Source organism: Streptomyces sp. NPDC030809 (assembly GCF_055572195.1).
This window is the reverse complement of record NZ_JBVIDV010000015.1, coordinates 79835-99020: the sequence shown is the minus strand read 5'-3', so window position 1 is coordinate 99020 and position 19186 is coordinate 79835. Positions and strand designations below refer to the sequence as shown.

Here is a 19186-nt window from a genome sequence, read left to right as displayed (position 1 = left end):
CCGAGCGGGCCGGGAACCCGGGGGTCAGGCCGTCAGCGGTCCCCGGCGGTACCGGAGTTCCATGACGGGGACCCCGTCGTACTCCTCGGACTCCTCCGCGCCGTCGGGGGCGTACCCGGCCCGTTCGTAGAAGCGGCGGGCGCGGGCGTTGTCGCGCAGCACCCACAGCGTGACCTCGGCCCGCGGCCCGAGCGCCTCGTGGACGGCCGAGAGGAGGGCCCGGCCGACCCCGGTGCCGACCCGGTCGGGACGCACGTACAACGCGTGCAGCGTGTGCACGGCGCCCGCGCTCACCGGGTCCGGACCGCCCGGGTCCGGACTCGCCGGCTCCGGCCCGTACGCCGCCCAGCCGAGCACCTCGCCGTCCTCGTCCACCGCGACCAGGTCGGTACCCGTGCGGGCCGGGTCGGCGAGGCGTTCGAGGGTGCGGCGGGCGGTGTCCTCCGGGCGCAGCGCGTCGAGGTGCGAAGCGGGCACGATCCCCGCGTACGCCCACTGCCAGCCCCGCACCCGGACCTCCGCCACCGCGGCCACGTCCGCCTCGCCCATCACCCTCACGCGCACCATGCGCCCCACCGTACGGGCGGCGCGGGGGCCGGACCAGGGATTTCCTTCCGGCCCGGGGGATCTCCGCACGGCCCGGCACTCCCTCAGGCCTCCAGGGTGCGGGTGCGACGCACGGGGGACAGCAGCAGCGGCAGCACGGCGCACAGCTCGGCCGCGGCGCCGGTCCACAGGGCCGTCCGCGCGCCGAGGTGCTCGCCCAGCAGCCCGCCGACGAGGGCGCCCACCGGCATGGCCCCCCACACCACGAAGCGGACCGTCGCCGTGACCCGTCCGAGCAGCTCGGGCGGGCACAGCCGCTGCCGCAGCACCACCGCGTTGATCTTGAACGGCATGAACGCCGCCCACCCGAGGCCCTGGAGCGCCACCGCGGCCGCGAACCGCCAGTCGGCCTGGAAGCACGGTACCGCCGCCAGCCACAGCACCCCGCTGAGCAGGACGGACCCGCACATCGCGGGCCCCGCACCGAAGCGGGCGGCCACCCGCGCGGTGAGCAGGCCGCCGAGCAGCCCGCCGGCCGCCTCGGCGGTGAACACGAGGCCGCACCACAGCGGCGACAGGCCCAGCTCCCCGGCGAGCAGCACCATCGTCATGGCCGCGCCCACCGTGCCGCACAGGTTCGAGACCGCCGAGGCGAGGGTGACGGCGCGGAGCAGGCGGTGCCCGAACACGAAGCGCAGACCGGCGGCGATCTCCGCGCGGAGGGCGGGCGCCCCGGCCGTCGGCCCGGCCGGGGAGACAGCCGCAGACGTGACCGCAGACGTGACCGGAGACGTGACCGCAGTAGGGGGCGCAGACGCTTCGGGGCCCGGCCCGCGCCGGGTGTCCGTCCGGCCGGTACGGGAGATCAGCAGTGCGGAGGCCAGGTAGCTGAGCGCGTCGAACGCGAGCGCCACGGGCGCGGCCACCGCGGCGAGCAGCAGCCCGCCCGCGCCGGGGCCGGCCGCCTGGACGAGGCTGCGGGTGCTCTCCAGCCGGACGTTCGCCGCGACCAGCTCCTCTCCGGCCACGAGCCTCGGAAGCGCACTCTGGGCGGCCACGTCGAAGAAGACCGTGCAGAAGGAGAGGCCGAAGGCGACCGCGTACACCTGGGGCAGTGTCAGGACGCCGAGCAGGGCCGCGGCCGGAACGGAGGCGAGCAGGAGGGCCCGACCGAGATCCCCCGCGATCATCACGCGGCGGTGCCGGGAGCGGTCCACCCAGGCGCCGGCGGGCAGGCCGACGAGGAGGAAGGCGAGGTACTCGCAGGTCATCAGCAGACCGGCCTGGAAGGGTCCGGCGTCCAGCGTGCCGATGGCGACCAGCGGCAGGGCCAGCAGGGTCACGGCGGTCCCCGCCTGGCTCACCGTGTCGGCGGCCCACAGGCGGCGGAAATCGGCAGCACCCGGGGCGGGTTCGGCGGTGTTGTCCGCGCCGGCGGCCGGGTGGAGGAGGTGAGAGGTCGTCATGACCCCAGAGATCACCAGCCGCCGGGGCCCCGGACCATTGTTTTAGTCTGGACGAAAAGATCGCGGGACGAGACGGTCGCGGGACGGGAACGCGGCGCGGGGCGGCGCGGGGCGGGGGCAGGGCGGAAGGCGATGGGCGAGGTGCACTTCGGGGTGACGGACCTGGCGAACCTGAGGTTCGCCGTCTCACCCCTCTGGGAAACGGTCGCCGGAGCACGGGCCGTGGCGGATCCGGGCCGGCACGCCGTCCACCTGCCGTGGATCAAACAGGCCCTGGCCGCCGGTGGACCGCCGCCCGCCCCAGGCTTCGGCATCGGCCTGGACCCGGAGACCGTCCCGCCGCCGCGCTGCCCGCTCGCGGAGATCGAAGAGGAACTGGCCGCCGTACCCGGCCTGTTGGGTCGTGCGGTGACGGCACCCGCCGGCCCGGGCGCACCCGACGGGCCCGTCCTGCGCTGGTGGCGGTCGGCGCTACGGCCGCACTGGCCGCGCATCCGTGCCGTACTGGAGGCGGACATCGCGTACCGGACCCGGCAGTTGGCCGAGGACGGCATCGGCGAGGTCTTCGCCCGGCTGCACCCGGCGCTCGCCTGGACCGGCAACCGCCTGGTCTCGGCCGAGCTGCCCGCGGGGGAACTGGTCCTGGGGGGCTCCGGAGTGACCCTCGTGCCCAGCGCTTTCGCCGACCGCTGCCGACTGGTGGCCGGCCGCGGCCCGGTACCGCCGTGCGTGATCTACCCGGCACGGGGGCTGGGCACCCTGTGGGAGCGCGGGAACGGCTCCGGCGAGGGCCTGGCCCGGCTGCTCGGCCGCAGCCGGGCGGGCCTCCTCGCCGAGGTCGCCGCCCCGGCCACCACCACACAGCTGGCGGCCCGCACGGGCCTCAGCCCGGGGGCGGTCTCCCAGCACCTCGCGGTGCTGCGGGACGCGGGCCTGGTCACCGCCCACCGCTACGGCCGCGAGGTGCACTACAGGGCCGCCGACCTCGGCCGCGCCCTTCTCGGCGACGGGCCGGTCAGAGGCGGCACCACTTCACCGGGGAGAGGTTCTTGACGTAGCGGGCCGCGACCCAGCGCTCGGAGTGGGCGGCCCGGCCCTCGGTGACGTCCTCGTCGTCCATGCCGTTCTCGTCGTCCCGTCCGCGGCCGTCTCCACGGCCGTGGTCGTCCCACCGCCCGTCCTCGTCGCCGCGGCCGCCCGGGCCGAACTCGTCGTCCATGCCGCCGTCGTCGTGGCCGTTCCGCTCCGCGAGCTGGTACCAGAGGTTGTTGCCGCGGACGTCCTCCCCGCGCTCCTTGCACTCGATCGCGAGCTTCTCGTGCGGCTGGACCTTGCCCAGCGAGCGCCCATGGGTGCTCGGCTTGCTGCGTACGGTGAGCGGGCCATGGGAGACGACCACACCGTGGGCGTACCGGCCCCCGTCGTGGTCGTCCGCGACCGCGGTCCCCACTCCGGTCAGGCCGAGCACCAGGCTTCCGGTGGCGAGGGCGAGGACGGTCTTGGCGGGCTTCAGCATGAGCCGGCTCCTCTACGCAGATCCGCCCGGCCGCGGCGTGCGGCAGGGGCGGCAACCAGGCGGCTGCCGGGATCGACTATGGACAAAGCGGGCGACGAGGCCCGGACGGCACACCATCGGAGGTCCTCGGCTAGCCCGATATGCCCAATCCGGTACGCCGTTCCGGCCCGGCGTACGCGCACCGCCTCCGGCGCGGGCAGGGTTCAGGCGGCGGGCTCCGCCCCGTCAGGGCGTCAGGAATGCCGCCAGGGCGGCGGCCGCGGTTCCGGGGGCCTCGACCTGGGGGTAGTGGCCGACGGCGGGCGGGCCGCCGAGCTCCACGATCTCCGCGCGCGGGATCCTCGTACGGATCCGCGGCAGGACGTGGCCGCCGCTGACCGGATCGGCGGGTCCCCAGAGGAAGAGGGCCGGTTCCGGGTGCCGCTCCAGGGCCCCGGTCCAGCGCGCGGCGTGCCGGCGCCGTTCGTCGATGTAGTGCAGGAGGCGCGGGGCCCGGCGGCGGCCGCCGGCGCGGGACGCGGCCGACCACATGTCGTACAGGTCCGCCTCGGCGACCTCCCTCCCGAGTACGCCGCGCAGCGCGGCGGTGAACCGGCGGCGCGTGGTCAGGGGTGCGAGGAGGGGGCCGAGCGGGCCGTGCAGCAGGCGCTGGGTGCGTACGGGCCGGTGCAGGTCGGGGTAGAGGCCGCCGTTGAGCCAGGCGGTGCGGGTGATGCGGGCGGGATCGCGGGCGAGCAGCTCCTGGCCCACGCTCACGCCGTAGTCGTGGGCCACCAGGGCGGTGCGCCCGGTCCCGAAGTGCCGCCACACCTCCTCGACCAGGGTGGCCTGGCCGAGGAGGGAGTACGGGTGCCGGCGCGGCTTGTCGCTCGCGCCGAAGCCGAGGAAGTCGAGGGTGGTGACGCGCAGCCCGGCGGCGGTGAGGGCGGGGAGGACGGCGGCCCAGTCGTGGGAGGAGGTGGGGAAACCGTGCAGGAGGGTGACGGGCGTGCCGTCCGCGGGGCCGTCCCGGCGGACGAAGACCGTGTGGCCTCCGACGGGGATGCGGGTGCCGCCCGCGGTCCATTCCTCCAGCGGGGGCAGGACCCGCACGCCGGTCATGCTCCGGCCCCGCCGGTCGCCGTCGCCCCCACGGCCGTCGCCCCCGCCGCCTCTCCCGCGGGGGACGTGCGGGACTGGGCGAGGAAGCCCTCGACCAGGAGCCACTGGGCCGCGTTGTACGTGGCGAGGACGAAGACCTGGGCGGCGGCGCGGGCGCGCGGGTCCTTGAGGAGGGTGCGGCGCAGGAGGATGGCCGTGTCGGAGACCGCGAAGAGGACCGCCCCGGCCGGAAGCCAGGTGCGGGGGTCGGTGCCGGGGCGGACCAGCCGGGCGAGGGCCCCGGGGAGGCCGGCCGGGCGCGGGTCCTGGGCGAGGGTGAGGGTGCCGGCGAGGATGCCGGCGTACATGGCCAGGACCGCGGGCACCTTCGTACGGCCCGGCTCGCTCCGGGCGGCGAGCAGGGCGGTTGCCGCGGTCCAGGCTGCGGCCGGGAGGGCGGCGGTGCGCGGGTGCGGGCGGCTGCCGCGGCGGGTGAGGACGGCCGCGTAGAGGAGCTGCATGGCTCCGAACGCGGTGGCGCCGCGGACGATCTGGTCGTCCTCGTCGGAGCGGGACATGTAGTAGTCGCCCACTCCGGCGGCGAGCAGGCCCGCGAGGAGCAACCGCAGCTCGGCCGGGTCGAGTTCGTCCCGGCGGCGCAGGGCCTTGAGCCCGAGGAGGGGGACGGCCACCGGCTTGGTGAGCAGTTGGAGCCGCCGGTTCCCGGTGTGTGCGGCCCAGACCTCCCCGATCGCGGCGGCCTGGAAGAGCCCCTCCTCCAGTACCCGCCTGACTCCGCCGGTCCGCTTCACGCCGTGCTCCCTCCGGGCCGTTGTCCAGTGGGAGAATTTTGACATGTACATGTGCAGCGCGAGGGCGGAATGCGGTCCAGCGGGCGCCGCCTCACCGCGGGGCGACCAGCTTGATCCCGACCCCGCGCACCGTGCGCAAATACCGCGGCGCCGAAGCCCGTTCACCCAGCTTGCGCCGCAGCGCGGACACGTGCACGTCGATGGTCTGGTCCTCGATGTACGCCTCGCGCCACACGTCTGCGAGCAGGGTACGCCGGGAGACCACCGCTCCCGCGTGCCGGGCCAGGAAGGCCAGCAGGTCGAACTCCCGCCGGGTGAGGGCCAGTTCGCGCCCGGCCAGGTGCGCCGAGCGGGCCAGCGGGTCCACGGTGAGCTCGCCGACCGTCACCGGGCTCATCGGGTCGGCGGCCGCGGTCTGCCCCGCCGCCGGGCCGGGGGCGGCGGTGCGCCTCAGCACGGCCGCGAGCCGGGCGACGAGCTGCGCTCCGGAGAACGGCTTGACGAGGTAGTCGTCGGCGCCCGCGTTGAGCAGCTTGACGATCTCGCTCTCGTCGTCGCGGGCGGTGGCCACCACCACGGGCACGTTCGAGATGCCCCGGATCATCCGCAGGGCGTCCCCGCCGTCCAGGTCGGGCAGCCCGAGGTCCAGGACCACCGCGTCGAGCGCCCCCTGCGTGACCTCGCGCAGCGCGCCGAACCCGTCGCCCGTACTGCGTACCGAATGGCCGTGCTCCGAGAGGATTTCCATCAGCGAGGCACGGATGCTGGGGTCGTCTTCGACCACTAGTACGCACGGCATGGCGGACACCCTACAGTCGGCCCCCACCGGCAAGAACGGGCCATCCGGATTGCTCCGGTCCGGTGGACACGGGCCGTCCCGGGCCGGGGCGGGGAGGTGCCCGCGGGTGCCCGTGTTCGGCTGGGTCCGGCACGTGGGCACCCCGCGCCGACAGCCGTGCGCCGCCCGATGCACCGGACGAAGGAGCCCTCGATGTCCCGGCCGAACCCGTTCCCGGAGAACGCCTCCTTCCCGGGCCTCCGCCCCCCGCAGGCCACCGGCCCCGGTCCGCTCGCCCGGCTCGCCCGGCTCACCCGGCCCGCTCGTACCGCCCGGCTCCTTGCCGCGGCCTGTCTGGTGGCCGCGGCCGGGCTCGCGCTCCCGGTGCCGGCCGCCGCACAGGAGGCCCAGGCCGCACCGGCCTCCCCGCACGCGCTGCGCTGCTCGGTTCCCGACCTCGTCGAAGCGATCACCCGGGCCAACGGCACGCCGGGCCCCGACACCATCCGCCTGGCGCACACGTGCACGTACAAGCTCGGGACGGCCGCCGCGGGCAGCCCCGCCAACGGCCTGCCGCCCATCACCGGCGAGCTCACCATCGAGGGCGACGGCGCGACGATCACGCGTACGAACGGGGCCGCGGACTTCCGCATCCTCTTCGTGGACGCGCCCGGCAACCTGACGCTGAACAGGACGACCATCAGCGGCGGCCGGGCCACCGACTGCCCCCGCTTCCCCGGTCTGGGAGTCTGCGGCGGCGGGATCTACAACCTGGGCCGGCTGACGGTGAACCACAGCCGGGTGGTCCGCAACGCCGCCGACGCCACCGCGGACGGCGCGTTCGCGGAGGGCGGCGGCATCGACAGCGACGGACCGGCGGCCGCCGTCAACGACAGCGAGATCAGCCACAACAGCGCGACCTACTCCGGGTCCGGCTCCTCCAGCGCCGCGGGCGGCGGGCTCGCCAACGACGGACCGATGACGGTCCGCCGCAGCCGGGTGACCGACAACTTCGTCTCCGTCACCGACAAGTCCGACGGTTTCGCCCTCGGCGCCGGCCACGCCGCCTTCGCCCTCACGGCGGTGGAGCACACCACCATCAGCGGCAACCGCGCCCGGGCCGTGGGCGGTACGGCACTCGCGGCACTGGCCACCGGCAGCCCGCTGCCGGGCGGGACGACCACCCTCACCGTCACGGACAGCACCATCGCCAAGAACACCGCCAGCGCCCCGGACGGCCTCGCCCTCGGCGGCGGGGTCGGCACCGACTTCCCCGTGACGATGATCCGCACCCGGGTCCTGCGCAACACCGCGACCGCCCCGGACGGCACCGCGCGCGGGGGCGGCATCCACATCGGCCGCACCGGCGAGCTCACGCTGAAGGAGGGCACGGTGGCGCACAACACCGCCCACGCCCCCGGGGGCACGGCGCGGGGCGGCGGCATGAGCAACGCCACCGGCGGCACCGTGCGCACCGAGGACACGTACGTCTCGAAGAACCGCGCCGAGGCCGCGGAAGGGGGCTCGGCCCGGGGCGGGGGCGTCTTCAACGCCGTCGGGACCACGGAGCTGACCAGGGGCGAGGTCACGGAGAACAAGGCAGCCGAGGGCGGCGGCATCCACGAGGAGTCCGGGACGGTCACGCTGAACGACGTCGGGGTCCGGGACAACCGGCCCGACAACTGCGCGCCCCCGGGCGCGGTGCCCGGCTGCACCGGCTGAGCAGGGGTGCGGGGAACGCGTCGGGGTGCGGGACGCGCAGGGCGCGCGGGACTCGCAGGGCGCGCGGGCGTACGGCGTACGGCGTACGGTCAGCGCACAGGCTCAGGCGGGAGTGCCGAAGTCCTGGGTCCACCAGGGGCCGCCGCCGCCGGTGTTGACGCCCACGCCGATCTCGGTGAAGCGGCAGTTCAGGATGTTCTCGCGGTGGCCGGGGCTGTTCATCCAGGCGTCGACGACCGCGGCCGCGTCGGCCTGGCCCATTGCGATGTTCTCGCCGTATCCGGACCAGTTGTACCCGGCCGCCTCGATGCGGTCCTGCGGCTGGGAGCCGTCCGTGCCGGTGTGGGAGAAGTTGCCGGTGGCGGCCATGGCGTTGCTGTAGTTCTGCGCGGCCTGCGTGAGGTCGGCGTCGACCGTCAGGGCGCTGCAGCCCGCCGCCGCGCGCTCGGCGTTCACGAGGCGGACGACTTCCTGGGCCTGGCTGCCGCCCGCGGGCCGGGAGCCGGTGCCGGGCGGCCGGGGGGCCGCCGGCTTCCTGGTGGCGGCCCGGGTCGGGGCAGGGGCCGGGCGCGCGGTGGTCCGGGAGGGGGCCGCCTCGGAGGTCCTGGCGGGGGTGGCCGCGGGCGTGGACGCCGAGGGACCGGCCGAGGCCGAGGCGCTGGGCGTGGGCGTGGGCGTGGCCGGGGCCGTCGGCGAGGCGGAGTCCGGTGCGGTGGCGGAGGCCGAGGCGGTGTCGTGGCCGGTGGTCGGTGTGCCGGGTTCGAGGGCGACGGAGGTCGCCTTGCCGACCGGGGAGCCGATCAGCTGTACGCCCGCCACGGAAGCCGCGGCGAGGGCCAGGACTCCCGCTCCCGCCATGGCCGCCTTGACGCGCAGGGGCCGCGGGGCGCGGTGCCCGCCGCGGCTGCGGGCGGTGGTGCGCGGACTCATCTCGGGAACCTCCGGGGGTGGGCAGGGCCGGGCGGGGGCGGACCCGCACCCCGGCGGCAGGGCGGCGGAACGGGGTCCTCCGCCCGTGCTGACCGGATCGTAGGCAGGCCCGCAGGCGCCGCAACACCCTCCGCGGGATCCGCTGAGGAGGCCTTGAGGCTCCGCTCAGGTTGCCGAGGCCCCTTCAGCTCCCCCTCCTGGCACCGCTCGTGCCCTCCCGGCGGGGGCGCCCGTACCCGTGCCCCCGGGCGGGGCGGAGGCACCCGTTCCGTGCGGAAGGTCACACCGGGAGACCCGACTCCGTCCCCGCACGGCCGCCGTCCACCCCACCGGGCCGCGCATACAGCACAATTCGCCCCGAATCACGCACGAGCGGGACGAAAGAGGGGGATGAAGGGGGCGAACGAGGGGACGAAGGAGGGGGAGCGGGAGCACCGGTACGGCGGCACCCTGCCGGGCACCTCCCTGCGCAGGCCCGCCGCCGTCGGACCGGCGGCCTTCGGCCACACTGATGCGGTGCCCCGCCTCACGCGCTACCTCCTCATATGGCTGTCGTGCACCGCGGCCAGCGTCACGGCCGTCATGCTCACCGTGTACTTCGTCATCGGGCTGACCCGTCCGACGCCCCCCGCCGCGCGTTCCGTCCAGGCCGTGTACCCCTCGCCGTCGGTGCTGGTGGGCGCCCCGGCCTCCGCCCCGGCGGCCCCGACGCCGTCCGCATCCCCCTCCCCCGCCCGTCCGTCGGTGCAGGCGCCCCCGGCCACGCGGGCCCCCTCGCCCTCGCCCACCCGGGTCCCGCCGGTGTCCGCGGCCCCGCCCGCGCCGCAGTGCAACGGCGGGCCGGGACTGCACACCGTCCCCTCCGAGGGCGGGAAGGTCACGGTCCAGTACGGGCGCAGCAGCGTCTGCTTCGTTTCCGCGGTGCCCGCACCGGGCTTCCGGACCAGCACGCAGCAGACCGATCCGGACACTCTGGTGGTGGTCTTCACCAGCGGGGGCCACCGTTCGACGATCACGGCCACGGTCACGCCGAGCGCCCGGGCGAGCGTCCGCGAAGCCCGGCTCTAGACCCCGCCCCGGAGGCTCTGCCGGACCCTCGACCTGCGCGGCCGCCCCCGTACGGCCCGAACCTGAGCAGTTCCTTAAGGCTCCCTGAGGGGACCCGTCAGGACGGTCCGGACGGCCTTGACGGCCCCTAGGCTCACGGTCGTTCGGCAACGATCTCCCCGGCGCGGCACCACGGCGCCGGGCGGCGTTCCGGACCCGCTCCGCGCCGCCCTCCTCCCGGGCCGCGCGGGTCCCACCGACACCAGCCGACCCAAGGGGTTGATCCGCCATGGCCGCACACCGGCGCCCACGCACCTCCCGCATATCCGGCCTCGTCCGCTTCTCGGCCGTCTCCCTCACCGTCGCGACCGCCGCCCTGGCCACCGCCTGCGCCGGCACCGACGCGAGGCACGAGGAGGCGCAGAGCGTCTCGGCCGCGACCGCCCCGGACGCCTCCCTCCCGCAGGACCCGGCGGCCGGAGACGAACCCACGGCCGCCGCCCCCGCCGATGTCTCGCCGTCCGCTTCTGCATCCGCCTCGTCATCCGCTTCGGTCTCTGCGCCCGCCGCTCCGGCGGCCCGGAAGGGCTCCTCCGCGGCCCCGGGGTCCGGGGGCGGGGGCGCGGCCGGCCGGGCGGCGGAGCCGCGCCCGGCGAAGTCCGCCACGAAGCCGGTCCTCACGCCGACGAAGACGGGCGGCGGCTCGGGGTCGGGGTCCGGGTCCGGGTCCGGGTCCGGGTCCGGTGATTCGGGGTTCACCACCGGCTACCCCGCCGGAGCCGGTGCCCGCCAGGCGGTCAAGGCCGCCCTGGCCGCGGCGAAGGCCGACGGCAAGAAGGTGCTCGTCGACTTCGGCGCCAACTGGTGCGGCAACTGCAAGGCCGCCGACAAGGCCTTCGGGACGAGCTCGGTCGGCAAGCTGCTCGACGCCTCGTACCACGTGGTCAAGGTGGACATCGGCAGCTCGAACTCCGACAACTTCGACCTGCTGCGCAGCTACTGCTCCGGCGAGGGCGCGTACAAGATGCCGGTCCTGGTGGTCCTCGACGGCAGCGGCAAGGTGGTGACGGAGACCCACTCGACCGGCAACCCGAGCCTCACCGTCGACGGTCTGAGCGCCTTCCTGCGGCAGTGGGCCTGATGGCGGCCCATCGGCGGAAGCGGGCCGCACCGGCGGCGGCCGCCCTGCTCCTCCTCACCCTGGCGGCCGCCGGCTGCGGCAGCACCGGGCCAGGGGCCGAGGGCGCGGGAACGGCCGCGGGCGCGGGAACGGCAGCCGGGAACACCGGCTCCGTCTCCGGTTCCGGTTCCGGAAGCGATTCCGGTTCCGGATCCGCTACGGCCGCCACGGCCGCGGTCCTGCCGGCGGCCGAGCGGCAGCCCGCCCCTGACGCCGCCGGCCGCGACCTGACCGGCCGGGCGCTCGCACTGCGCGCCTACCGCGGCAAGGTGGTCGTCCTCAACGTGTGGGGCTCCTGGTGCGCCCCCTGCCGGGCCGAGGCCCGGGAGCTGGAGGAACTGCGCGCCGCTTTGGAGCCCCGCGGGGTACGGCTGCTGGGCATCAACGTCCGCGACCGCTCGACCGGCCCCGCCCGGCAGTTCGAGAAGACGTACGGCCTGCACTACCCGAGCCTCCACGACCCCGGCGGGAAGCTGCTCCTGGACTTCCCGCCGGCCCTGCTCAACCCGCAGGCCATCCCCTCCACCCTCGTCGTCGACCGGCGGGGCCGGATCGCGGCCGCGGTCTCCGGGCCGGTCACCCGGGCCCGGCTGGAACCCCTGGCCGCCCTCGTCGCGGAGGAGCGGGCATGACGGGTACGACGGCCCTGGCGGGCCTCGCCCGTACGGCGGACACCGCGTGGACCGCGGCGGCCGGGGCGGGCCTGGACTCCGGCCCCGTGTCGGGGACCCTGCTGCTGGCCGTGCCGGTGGCGGTGGGCGCCGGGCTGGTCTCCTTCCTGTCCCCGTGCGTCCTGCCGCTGGTGCCCGGCTACCTCAGCTACGTCACGAGCCTGTCGGTGGCCGACCTCGCGGCGGCGGAGGGCGGCCGGCGGGGCCGGATGCTCGCCGGGGCCGCCCTGTTCGTCCTCGGGTTCAGCTCCGTCCTGGTCTCCGGCGGGGCCCTGTTCGGCTACGCCGGCCGGAACCTGATCGCCTACCAGGACACCATTTCGCTGGCCCTCGGGCTGTTCACCATCACCATGGGCCTGGCCTTCGCGGGCTGGCTGCCCGGCTTCACCCGGCGGGAGCTGCGCAGCCGCCGCCGTCCCGCCTTCGGCCTGCTCGGCGCCCCGCTGCTGGGGGTCGTGTTCGGCGTGGGCTGGACGCCGTGCATCGGACCGACCCTCGCCGCCGTGCAGGCGCTGGCCTGGAACGAGGCGAGCGCCGGGCGGGGAGCCCTGCTGATGGTCTGCTACTGCACGGGGCTGGGGGCGCCCTTCCTGCTCACCGCCCTCGCGTTCCGGCGGGCCCTGGGGGCGTTCCGCTGGGTCAGGAGCCACCACCGGACCGTCATGCGGGCCGGCGGCGCGATGCTCGTCCTGGTCGGGACCCTGCTGGCCACCGGCATCTGGTCCGACCTGGTGTACGTGCTCCAGCTGCGGCTGGCCGGCACGAGCGCGGCGCTCTGAGCACGGCCGCCCCGGCCCCGCCCTCCCCCGCCCGCGGGTCGTCCGTACGGCCCGCGCCCCCTCCCCCGTACGACAGAAAGACGGCACACCGAAGATGAGACGACGACACCGACACGCAGCCGACGGACGCCCGAGGGACGGGCACGGCGGCGCCGGACGGCCGGTCCCGCTCCGGGCGGCGGCCTCGGCCGCGGTCCTCGCCGCCACGGCGGTCGCGGCGCTCACGGGCTGCGGGGCGCAGCCGGAGCCGCGGCACCCGGCCGCGGTCACGGAGTTCAACGAGAACGGGGTGACGGTCCGGCTGAGCGTCTCGGACTGGAAGGACTCGGCGGGCACCGTGGTCGCCACCTTCACGCCCGACGAGGCGGGCTTCCACCTCTATCCCGTGGACCTGCCCGCCGAGGGGGTGGGCGGGGTCGGCCGGCCCACGCAGGTGCGGCCCGCCGGTCCGCTCGCCGCCGCGGGTGGGCTGGCCGTGGCGGCGCCCGTGAAGACGATCGAGGTGCCCGGGGTGGACCGGCCGGTTCCGGTGTACCCCGACGGTCCGGTGACGGCCAGGCTGCCGATCCGCGCGAGCGCGCCGGGGGAGGCGAAACTGCTGATCGGCTATGCGAGCTGCAGTTCGACCGAGGGGTGTACGATCCCCGTGGCCGACCGGGCCGTGGCCGTGCGCACCACCGCGGACCACCTGTCGTTCGGCACCGGCTGACGGCCCGTCGCCCACCGCGGGGCGGCCACCGGCGGCCGCTTCCGGGAGCCCGGGCATCGGGGCGCCCGGGCATCGGGGAATCCGGGCACTCGGTACGCACCACCCCGAGGGGCCGCCCCGCAGGCACCGCCCCACGGCCGGCCCACCCCACCCGACGCCATCCCGTCCCCGCCCGTGCCGCCGCAGCGCGGCCCGTCCTGTTGGAGCGCCGTTCCTTGACCCGAGGGCCCCGAAGAGACGGTGACGAGCGCGGGCTGCCGCGGTGAGGCGGTCGCTGGCGGGGGTGGCCCTGGCGGTCACCTCGATGGTCGCCCTCTCCTTCCTCATCCCCCTGGGCCTGCTGGTGATGTCGCTCGCCCGCGAGCAGAGCGTCACCGCCGCCGAGCAGAGCGCCGGGGCGATGGCGCCGATCCTGGCCCTGACCACCGACCCGGCCGAGCTGCGCGAGGCCGGCGCCGGGCTGCGGGCGGCCGAACACCTGGTCATCCACCTGCCGGACCGCAGTGCGGTGGGCGGTCCGGGGCACGCGCCGCCGGCGCTGCTGGGCCGGGCGCAGCAGGAGCGCGAGTCCATCTCGCGGGACGTGCCGGGGGGCTGGATCTACCTCCAGCCGGTGATCCTCCCGAGGGACCGGGTGGCGGTCGTCGAGAACTTCGTGCCCGACGAGGAGCTGACGCGCGGGGTGAACCTCTCGTGGAGCGTGATGGCCGGGCTGGCCGTCGTCCTGCTCGGGGGTTCCGTACTCGTCGCGGACCGGCTGGGGTCGGCGGTGGTCACCTCGGCCAAGCGGCTGGCCGAGGCCTCCCGCCGGCTGGGGGCCGGCAACCTGGACTCGCGGGTGCAGCCCAAGGGGCCCCCGGAGCTGAAGGAGGCGGGTACGGCGTTCAACGCGATGGCGGACCGGATGACCGGTCTGCTCGCGGTGGAACGGGAGCTGGTCGCCGACCTGTCCCACCGGCTGCGCACCCCGCTCACCGCCCTGCACCTGGCGGTGGAGCGGATCTCGCCGGGCGCCGACACCGGGCGGATCCACGCGGCCGTCGCCGAGCTGGAGAAGGAGCTCGGCGCGATCATCGCCGAGGCCCGCACCCCGCTGGCCGTGGGCCCGATGGGCCGGGTGCTGCGCGGGGACGGCGCCCCGGAGGGGCCGCCCGCGGACGGGGAGCGCTGCGAGATCGCGGAGGTCGTGGGCCGGCGGGCGGCGTTCTGGGCCGTGCTGGCCGGGCAGCAGGGGCGCCCCTGCCAGGTGCAGGTGACCGACGAGCCGACACCGGTCTGCCTGCCGGAGTCGGACGTCACGGCCGTGGTGGACGCGCTGGTGGGCAACGTCTTCCGGTACACGCCCCCGGGCACGGCGCTGGAGATCTCGGTGTGCCGGACGGCGCACACCGTGGAGCTCGCCGTCCAGGACGCGGGCCCGGGGATCGCCGATCCGGACGGGGCCCTGGCCCGCGGCGGCAGTACGGGCTCCACCGGGCTCGGCCTGGACATCGCGCGCCGGGCGGCCCTCGCCGCGCGCGGGGAGTTCCGTATCGCCCGGGGCCCGATGGGCGGCGCGCACATCGCCGTGACCTTCGGCCTGTCCCTGTCGGCGCGTCAGGACGGGCCCCGCGCCCGCCGCCGGGCCCGTGCCGGAGGCGGTCGCAGGGCCTGAGTCCCGCGGCGGCCGCAGGGGCTCGGGCCCGGGGCGGCCGCTACCCCTTGGCCGCCAGCCCCGTGAGCAGCACGTCCAGGGTCAGTTCGGTGGCCTCCGGCAGCGGGGTGTCCTCCAGCAGGGCGCCCACGGCGAGGGCCGCGAGGCCGTGCAGGGCGGAGAAGGCGACCTGGGCCAGCCGGCCCGGGTCGCCCTGGCGCAGCTCGCCGGTGAGCTGCCCGGCCGCGACCAGCGCGGTGGCGATCTCCAGGCTGTGGTGGGCGAGCGCGTGCAGTTCCTCGCTGGCGTCCTCGGCGTGCTTGACCGTGAACATGAGCTCCAGCAGCGGTGCGTGCGTGACGGCGAAGTCGACGTACGCGCGGCCGAGGCCGGCCAGGCGGACGGCCACGGGTCCGGTCGCGTCGGCCTCCGCCTGCAGCCGGGCGTTGAGCCGGGTGAACCCGCGTACGGCGAGCGCGTCCAGCAGCGCCCTGCGGTCGCGGAAGTGCCGGGAGGGCGCCGCGTGGCTGACCCCGAGGTCGCGGGCCAGGGCACGCAGCGAGAGGCCGTCCGCGCCCGCCTCGGCCAGCACGTCCTCCGCCCGCTCCAGCAGTGCTGACCTGAGGTTTCCGTGGTGGTAGGACCCGTCGGCCAACGTCCCCTCCTTCGTTCGTGACCCACCACGTTCAATGTTGTCATTGACTACAATGGTGACTCTGCCTACATTCATCATGAACCATCCGACGCAGGAAACGGAGCACCCGCGATGGGCATGATCTACCGCAGCACAGTGGCACTGGTCACCGGGGCCAGTTCCGGCCTCGGCGCCGAGTTCGCCCGCCAGTGGGCCGAGCGGGGCGCGGACGTGGTCCTCGTCGCCCGCCGCCTGGACCGGCTGGAGGAGCTCGCGGCCGACCTGGAGAAGCGGTACGGGATCACGGCCCACGCGATCGCCGCCGACCTGGCCCGTCCCGGCGCCGCGGCCGCCCTGCGCGCCGAGCTCGACGCCCGCGGCATCACCGTCCACACCCTCGTCAACAACGCCGGCTTCGGCAGCTACGGCCACCTGTCCCGCGAGGAGCCGGCCCGGATCACCGAGATGATCCAGGTGAACGTCACGGCGGTCGCCGAACTCACCCGCGCCTTCCTCCCCGACCTGCTGGCCGACGGCCGCGGCGCGCTCGTCACCGTCGCCAGCGCCGCCGCCTACCAGCCGACCCCCGCCATGGCCGTGTACGGCGCCTCCAAGGCCTTCGTCCTGAACTTCACCGAGGCCGTCGCATACGAGGCCCGCCACTCCCCGCTGCGCGTCCTGGCCGTCTCCCCCGGCCCCGTCAGCACCGAGTTCTTCGACGTGGCCGGCAGCACGGACGCCGCCGTGGGCCGCATGGCCACCCCCGAACAGGTGGTCACGGCCGCCCGACGCGCCCTGGAGCGCGGCTCGACCCCGCCCAGCATCGTGGCCGGCCTGTCCAACCGGATCTCCGCCGTCGCCGCCAGCCTGACCCCGCGCCGGCTCACCCTCCGGATCTCCGGACGGATACTCAAGGCCTGACCCCACCCCGCGGACACCGGCCCCCCGCCCGCAGGGGCGACATCGGGGGAGCCGGCGTCCGGGCCGTACCGCAGGTCCGCTTTCAGCAGCCCATGGACCAGGTGTGGGAGTCCCCGTCGTCGTTGGCCGCCGCGTTGTAGCCGACCTCCTGGCCCGGGGCCAGGCAGATGGACATGCCGCCGCCCAGACCGGAGCTGCGGAACACCTTCACGTGGTCCTTGATGCCCGGGCCGGAGATCCCGTGGTTGGCCCAGGAGGAGTCCTCGTCGGCGATCCAGCTCTCCCACCAGGTGTCGTCCCCCGACCAGTTCGCGCGCTGGCCGCCGAAGTTGGCGTCCGTCCAGACGCAGAAATGGCCGCTGGGGCACTCGGCCGCACCGGCCGGCGCCGCGGCGAGGCTCGCGGTGAGGCCGAGGAGCACCGCGGCGGTGTACGCGAACAGCCTGCTCTTCTTCATCGGGGAAGGGGTCCTTTCGGATCGGGGGCGGGGGCCGCCGCCAGGACGGCGGCGGCCCGTCGTGCCGCGCTCGCACGCAGCCGGTCGTAGGCGGCGATCTCCCGCCGGTGCTCGGCGCGGACCGCGGCGAGCAGACCCGGCTCCAGCCGGGCCCGTACGCGGTCCACCCCGCTCGCGGAGATACAGCCGGTGTCGCCGTCGGCGCAGGCCCTGCGGCGGGCGAGTGCGGCGGCGTAGGCGGGGTCCTCGGCGAGCCGGTGCTCGGCCAGCGGCCGGAGGTTGTTGACGGTCACGGACGCCTCGAACCAGGCGGCCTGGTCCCCGTACAGCTGCTGCTGCGCCCGGGCGAGGCAGCCGTCGGTGTGCGCGCGTACGGTGTGCCCGGTGGGCAGGTCGAGCGACAGCTCCGCCGGGCCGGCGCCGAACAGCGCCCGGGCCACGGGTTCCCTTCGCCCGGCGGGCAGTTCCTGCCCCGGCCGGGGCGGGACCAGCCCGCGCCGCGCCAGGCAGTCGTCCGTCAGCCGCTGCGTGGCGGCCCGGACGAGTTCCTCGGCGGCGGCCGGCCGCTGCGCCTCGCGTGCGGCGCATCCCGGCACCAGCGCCGTGCCCGCCACCAGCAGCCCTGCGGTCAGGAAGACCCGCCCGGCCCGTGCCCGCCCCATGCCGTCCGTCCCCCGTCCCCTGTTCCCTGTTCCCCGTCACACCGGTCCGGCGCCGCGGGCCCACCCCATCACCGCTCGCCCCCCGGACGCAGCCGCCAACCGGGTGATCAGCCGGCTGCCGGGGGAGCTGCCCTCCCGACCGGACGGGAGCTGCCTCCTCACCGGCCGCGCAGCACCTCCAGCGCCGTGTCGAAGGCCGAGTCCCGCTGCCCGGCGAACTCCTCCGCGGTGAAGACCGGGACCGTGAGGTGCGGCGGGATGCCGGGGCCGTCGAAGGTCCGGCCCGAGCGGGTCAGGAACTCCTCGTTCGGCAGCCATGCGTACATGCCGTTGGGGAGTGCGCGCCGCATGACGTCCGAGAAGACGCCCTGGGTGTGCTGCCCGATGCGCACCGTGCGGCCGGGCCGGTCCATGAGCGCCTGGGTGAAGGTCTCCCCTGCGCTGACGGTCGAGCCGCCGGTGAGCACGGCGACCGGGCCGGTGTAGCGCGGGCCCTCGGCGGGCCTGACGTGCACGGGCTGCGGGCGGGTGTGCCGCGCCGCGTCGGCGGGGTCGTTGCGGGCCCGCTTGGCGTAGGCGAGGTACGGCCTGTCCGTGAGGCGCTCGGCGATGCGGATGCCCAGGGCGTCGTGACCGCCTCCGTTGATCCGCAGGTCGATGACGAGACCCTTCAGCCGCCGGGCCCGGCCGCCGCCGAGGACCGCGTCCAACGCCCTGTCCAGCTCGGCGACTTGGGCCGGGTACGGGGCGCCGTCGTCCGCGTAGCCGCTGAAACCGGAGATCCGCAGGTAGCCCCGGCCGCCGGGGAGCTCGGCATACGTGATCCGGCCCCGCGCGAACTCCCGTACGCGGCGGGCGTCCTTGAGGTCGCGGGCCAGGATGAACCTCTTGACCTTCTTGTCGAGCTCCGGGCCGGGCAGGACGGTGCCCGGCCGGACCCGGAAGAAGGCCCGGCGGCCGTCCTGGACCGCGACGTGGGCGTCGTACAGCGGGGCGATCATCTCGCCGAGGACCGCGTACAGCTCGCCCCTGGTCGTCCCGGGGTGCACCCGCGGCCGGTACCGGTCGCGGACCGCGTGCCAGTCGACGCCCTTGGCCGCGAAGAACGGGTAGTTCTCCTCGAAGGTCTGCCAGAAGACGTCGAAGGCGCTGCGGGGGTCCTCGGCCGCGCGGCGGCCGCATGCGGCGGGCAGCGCCGCGATCCGCCGCAGCAGCCGGCTGCCGACCGCCCCGTCCGCCCGCAGGGACGCGTGCTCGCGGTCGCCGCGGGTGCGCACCGTCAGGACCGTGCCGTCGGCCGTGGTGTAGCTGCCGGGGGCGGTGCGCTGCGCGGAGTCGCCCTTGAGGCAGCTGAGGGCGGTGGTCTGGTACTCCTGGAGGGTTCCGTTGCGGAGGGCCAGCACGGTGCCGTAGCCGTCCATGCGCCAGATCCCGTCGCTCACGGGCTGCTGACGGGTGGGGGCCGGTGGACGGGCCGGGGAATGGGCGGCGGCCGCGGCGGAGGGCACGACGGCGCCGACGAGGGCCAGGGAGGCGGCGGCGACGGCAGTGGCCATGGCGATACGCACGAGTTTGCCCCTTCTGTGGGCGAGTTGCTGCGGACCTCCAAGGTCTCCGACCGGCACCGCCCGCGACCATCCCGC

General features: G+C 75.9%; 20 protein-coding genes. 9 read left to right on the top strand and 11 right to left on the bottom strand.

The genetic code is table 11. From position 1 onward, the window contains the following. Window positions 1-24 precede the first annotated feature (24 nt). Together ACZ407_RS20805 and ACZ407_RS20800 are read right to left on the bottom strand one after the other, a co-directional pair. The gene (locus ACZ407_RS20805) at window positions 25-567 is read right to left on the bottom strand and encodes a GNAT family N-acetyltransferase (RefSeq protein WP_468130249.1); all 543 of its coding nucleotides are present in this window, start codon (window positions 565-567) and stop codon (window positions 25-27) included. A gap of 83 nt (window positions 568-650) precedes the next feature. Continuing rightward, the gene (locus ACZ407_RS20800) at window positions 651-2012 is read right to left on the bottom strand and encodes an MFS transporter (protein WP_468130247.1); all 1362 of its coding nucleotides are present in this window, start codon (window positions 2010-2012) and stop codon (window positions 651-653) included. A 132-nt stretch (window positions 2013-2144) separates the two neighbouring features. On the opposite strand from ACZ407_RS20800, the gene ACZ407_RS20795 reads away from it, so the two are divergent. Then, window positions 2145-3065, top strand: coding sequence for an ArsR/SmtB family transcription factor (locus ACZ407_RS20795; RefSeq protein WP_468130245.1), 921 nt, complete (start codon window positions 2145-2147; stop codon window positions 3063-3065). Here the strand turns inward: ACZ407_RS20795 and ACZ407_RS20790 are convergent. From ACZ407_RS20790 to ACZ407_RS20775, 4 genes are all read right to left on the bottom strand, one after another. After that, window positions 3028-3528, bottom strand: coding sequence for a hypothetical protein (locus tag ACZ407_RS20790; RefSeq protein WP_468130243.1), 501 nt, complete (start codon window positions 3526-3528; stop codon window positions 3028-3030). The genes ACZ407_RS20795 and ACZ407_RS20790 overlap by 38 nt on opposite strands. Window positions 3529-3753: 225 nt before the next feature. After that, the gene (locus tag ACZ407_RS20785; protein ID WP_468130241.1) at window positions 3754-4629 is read right to left on the bottom strand and encodes an alpha/beta fold hydrolase; all 876 of its coding nucleotides are present in this window, start codon (window positions 4627-4629) and stop codon (window positions 3754-3756) included. After that, a complete protein-coding gene (locus ACZ407_RS20780) occupies window positions 4626-5420 on the bottom strand; it encodes a lysoplasmalogenase family protein (RefSeq protein WP_468130239.1) in 795 nt (264 codons plus the stop codon). Before ACZ407_RS20780 ends, ACZ407_RS20785 begins: the two co-directional genes overlap by 4 nt. Window positions 5421-5511: 91 nt before the next feature. Then, entirely contained in the window at window positions 5512-6219 is a 708-nt protein-coding gene (locus tag ACZ407_RS20775; RefSeq protein ID WP_468130237.1) for a response regulator transcription factor, read from the bottom strand. A 192-nt stretch (window positions 6220-6411) separates the two neighbouring features. Here ACZ407_RS20775 and ACZ407_RS20770 point away from each other — a divergent pair, with 192 nt between their 5' ends. Further along, a complete protein-coding gene (locus ACZ407_RS20770) occupies window positions 6412-7920 on the top strand; it encodes a hypothetical protein (protein WP_468130235.1) in 1509 nt (502 codons plus the stop codon). A gap of 102 nt (window positions 7921-8022) precedes the next feature. Here ACZ407_RS20770 and ACZ407_RS20765 read toward each other — a convergent pair whose 3' ends face one another. Next, window positions 8023-8850 (bottom strand): CAP domain-containing protein, encoded by an 828-nt coding sequence (locus ACZ407_RS20765; RefSeq protein ID WP_468130233.1) that lies wholly within the window; start codon window positions 8848-8850, stop codon window positions 8023-8025. Window positions 8851-9240: 390 nt separating this feature from the next. Between ACZ407_RS20765 and ACZ407_RS20760 the strand changes: the two genes are divergently transcribed. From ACZ407_RS20760 to ACZ407_RS20735, 6 genes are all read left to right on the top strand, one after another. After that, entirely contained in the window at window positions 9241-9918 is a 678-nt protein-coding gene (locus ACZ407_RS20760) for a hypothetical protein (RefSeq protein WP_468130231.1), read from the top strand. Window positions 9919-10186: 268 nt separating this feature from the next. Beyond that, window positions 10187-11038, top strand: coding sequence for a thioredoxin family protein (locus ACZ407_RS20755; RefSeq protein WP_468130229.1), 852 nt, complete (start codon window positions 10187-10189; stop codon window positions 11036-11038). Further along, window positions 11038-11709 (top strand): TlpA family protein disulfide reductase, encoded by a 672-nt coding sequence (locus ACZ407_RS20750; protein WP_468130227.1) that lies wholly within the window; start codon window positions 11038-11040, stop codon window positions 11707-11709. The genes ACZ407_RS20755 and ACZ407_RS20750 overlap by 1 nt, the downstream gene beginning before the upstream one ends. Then, window positions 11706-12527, top strand: coding sequence for a cytochrome c biogenesis CcdA family protein (locus ACZ407_RS20745; RefSeq protein WP_468130225.1), 822 nt, complete (start codon window positions 11706-11708; stop codon window positions 12525-12527). Before ACZ407_RS20750 ends, ACZ407_RS20745 begins: the two co-directional genes overlap by 4 nt. A 94-nt stretch (window positions 12528-12621) precedes the next feature. Continuing rightward, window positions 12622-13236 carry a hypothetical protein gene (locus tag ACZ407_RS20740; protein ID WP_468130223.1) on the top strand — a complete coding sequence of 205 codons (615 nt, stop codon included), beginning with the start codon at window positions 12622-12624 and terminating at the stop codon, window positions 13234-13236. Window positions 13237-13498: 262 nt separating this feature from the next. Then, entirely contained in the window at window positions 13499-14890 is a 1392-nt protein-coding gene (locus tag ACZ407_RS20735) for a HAMP domain-containing sensor histidine kinase (RefSeq protein ID WP_468130221.1), read from the top strand. Window positions 14891-14930: 40 nt separating this feature from the next. On the opposite strand, the gene ACZ407_RS20730 is transcribed toward ACZ407_RS20735, so the two are convergent. Then, window positions 14931-15524 carry a TetR/AcrR family transcriptional regulator gene (locus tag ACZ407_RS20730; RefSeq protein ID WP_468130219.1) on the bottom strand — a complete coding sequence of 198 codons (594 nt, stop codon included), beginning with the start codon at window positions 15522-15524 and terminating at the stop codon, window positions 14931-14933. 111 nt (window positions 15525-15635) lie between these two features. Between ACZ407_RS20730 and ACZ407_RS20725 the strand changes: the two genes are divergently transcribed. Beyond that, complete coding sequence (locus tag ACZ407_RS20725; RefSeq protein ID WP_468130217.1) at window positions 15636-16424, top strand: SDR family NAD(P)-dependent oxidoreductase; 789 nt, start codon at window positions 15636-15638, stop codon at window positions 16422-16424. Between the two features lie 82 nt (window positions 16425-16506). Here ACZ407_RS20725 and ACZ407_RS20720 read toward each other — a convergent pair whose 3' ends face one another. The 3 genes from ACZ407_RS20720 to ACZ407_RS20710 form a co-directional block, all read right to left on the bottom strand. Beyond that, window positions 16507-16881 (bottom strand): peptidase inhibitor family I36 protein, encoded by a 375-nt coding sequence (locus ACZ407_RS20720; protein ID WP_468130215.1) that lies wholly within the window; start codon window positions 16879-16881, stop codon window positions 16507-16509. Further along, window positions 16878-17543: a hypothetical protein gene (locus ACZ407_RS20715; RefSeq protein WP_468130213.1), complete on the bottom strand. Its 666-nt coding sequence runs from the start codon at window positions 17541-17543 to the stop codon at window positions 16878-16880. Before ACZ407_RS20715 ends, ACZ407_RS20720 begins: the two co-directional genes overlap by 4 nt. Before the next feature lie 158 nt (window positions 17544-17701). After that, window positions 17702-19111: a S41 family peptidase gene (locus ACZ407_RS20710; protein ID WP_468130211.1), complete on the bottom strand. Its 1410-nt coding sequence runs from the start codon at window positions 19109-19111 to the stop codon at window positions 17702-17704. Between the last annotated feature and the right edge of the window lie 75 nt (window positions 19112-19186).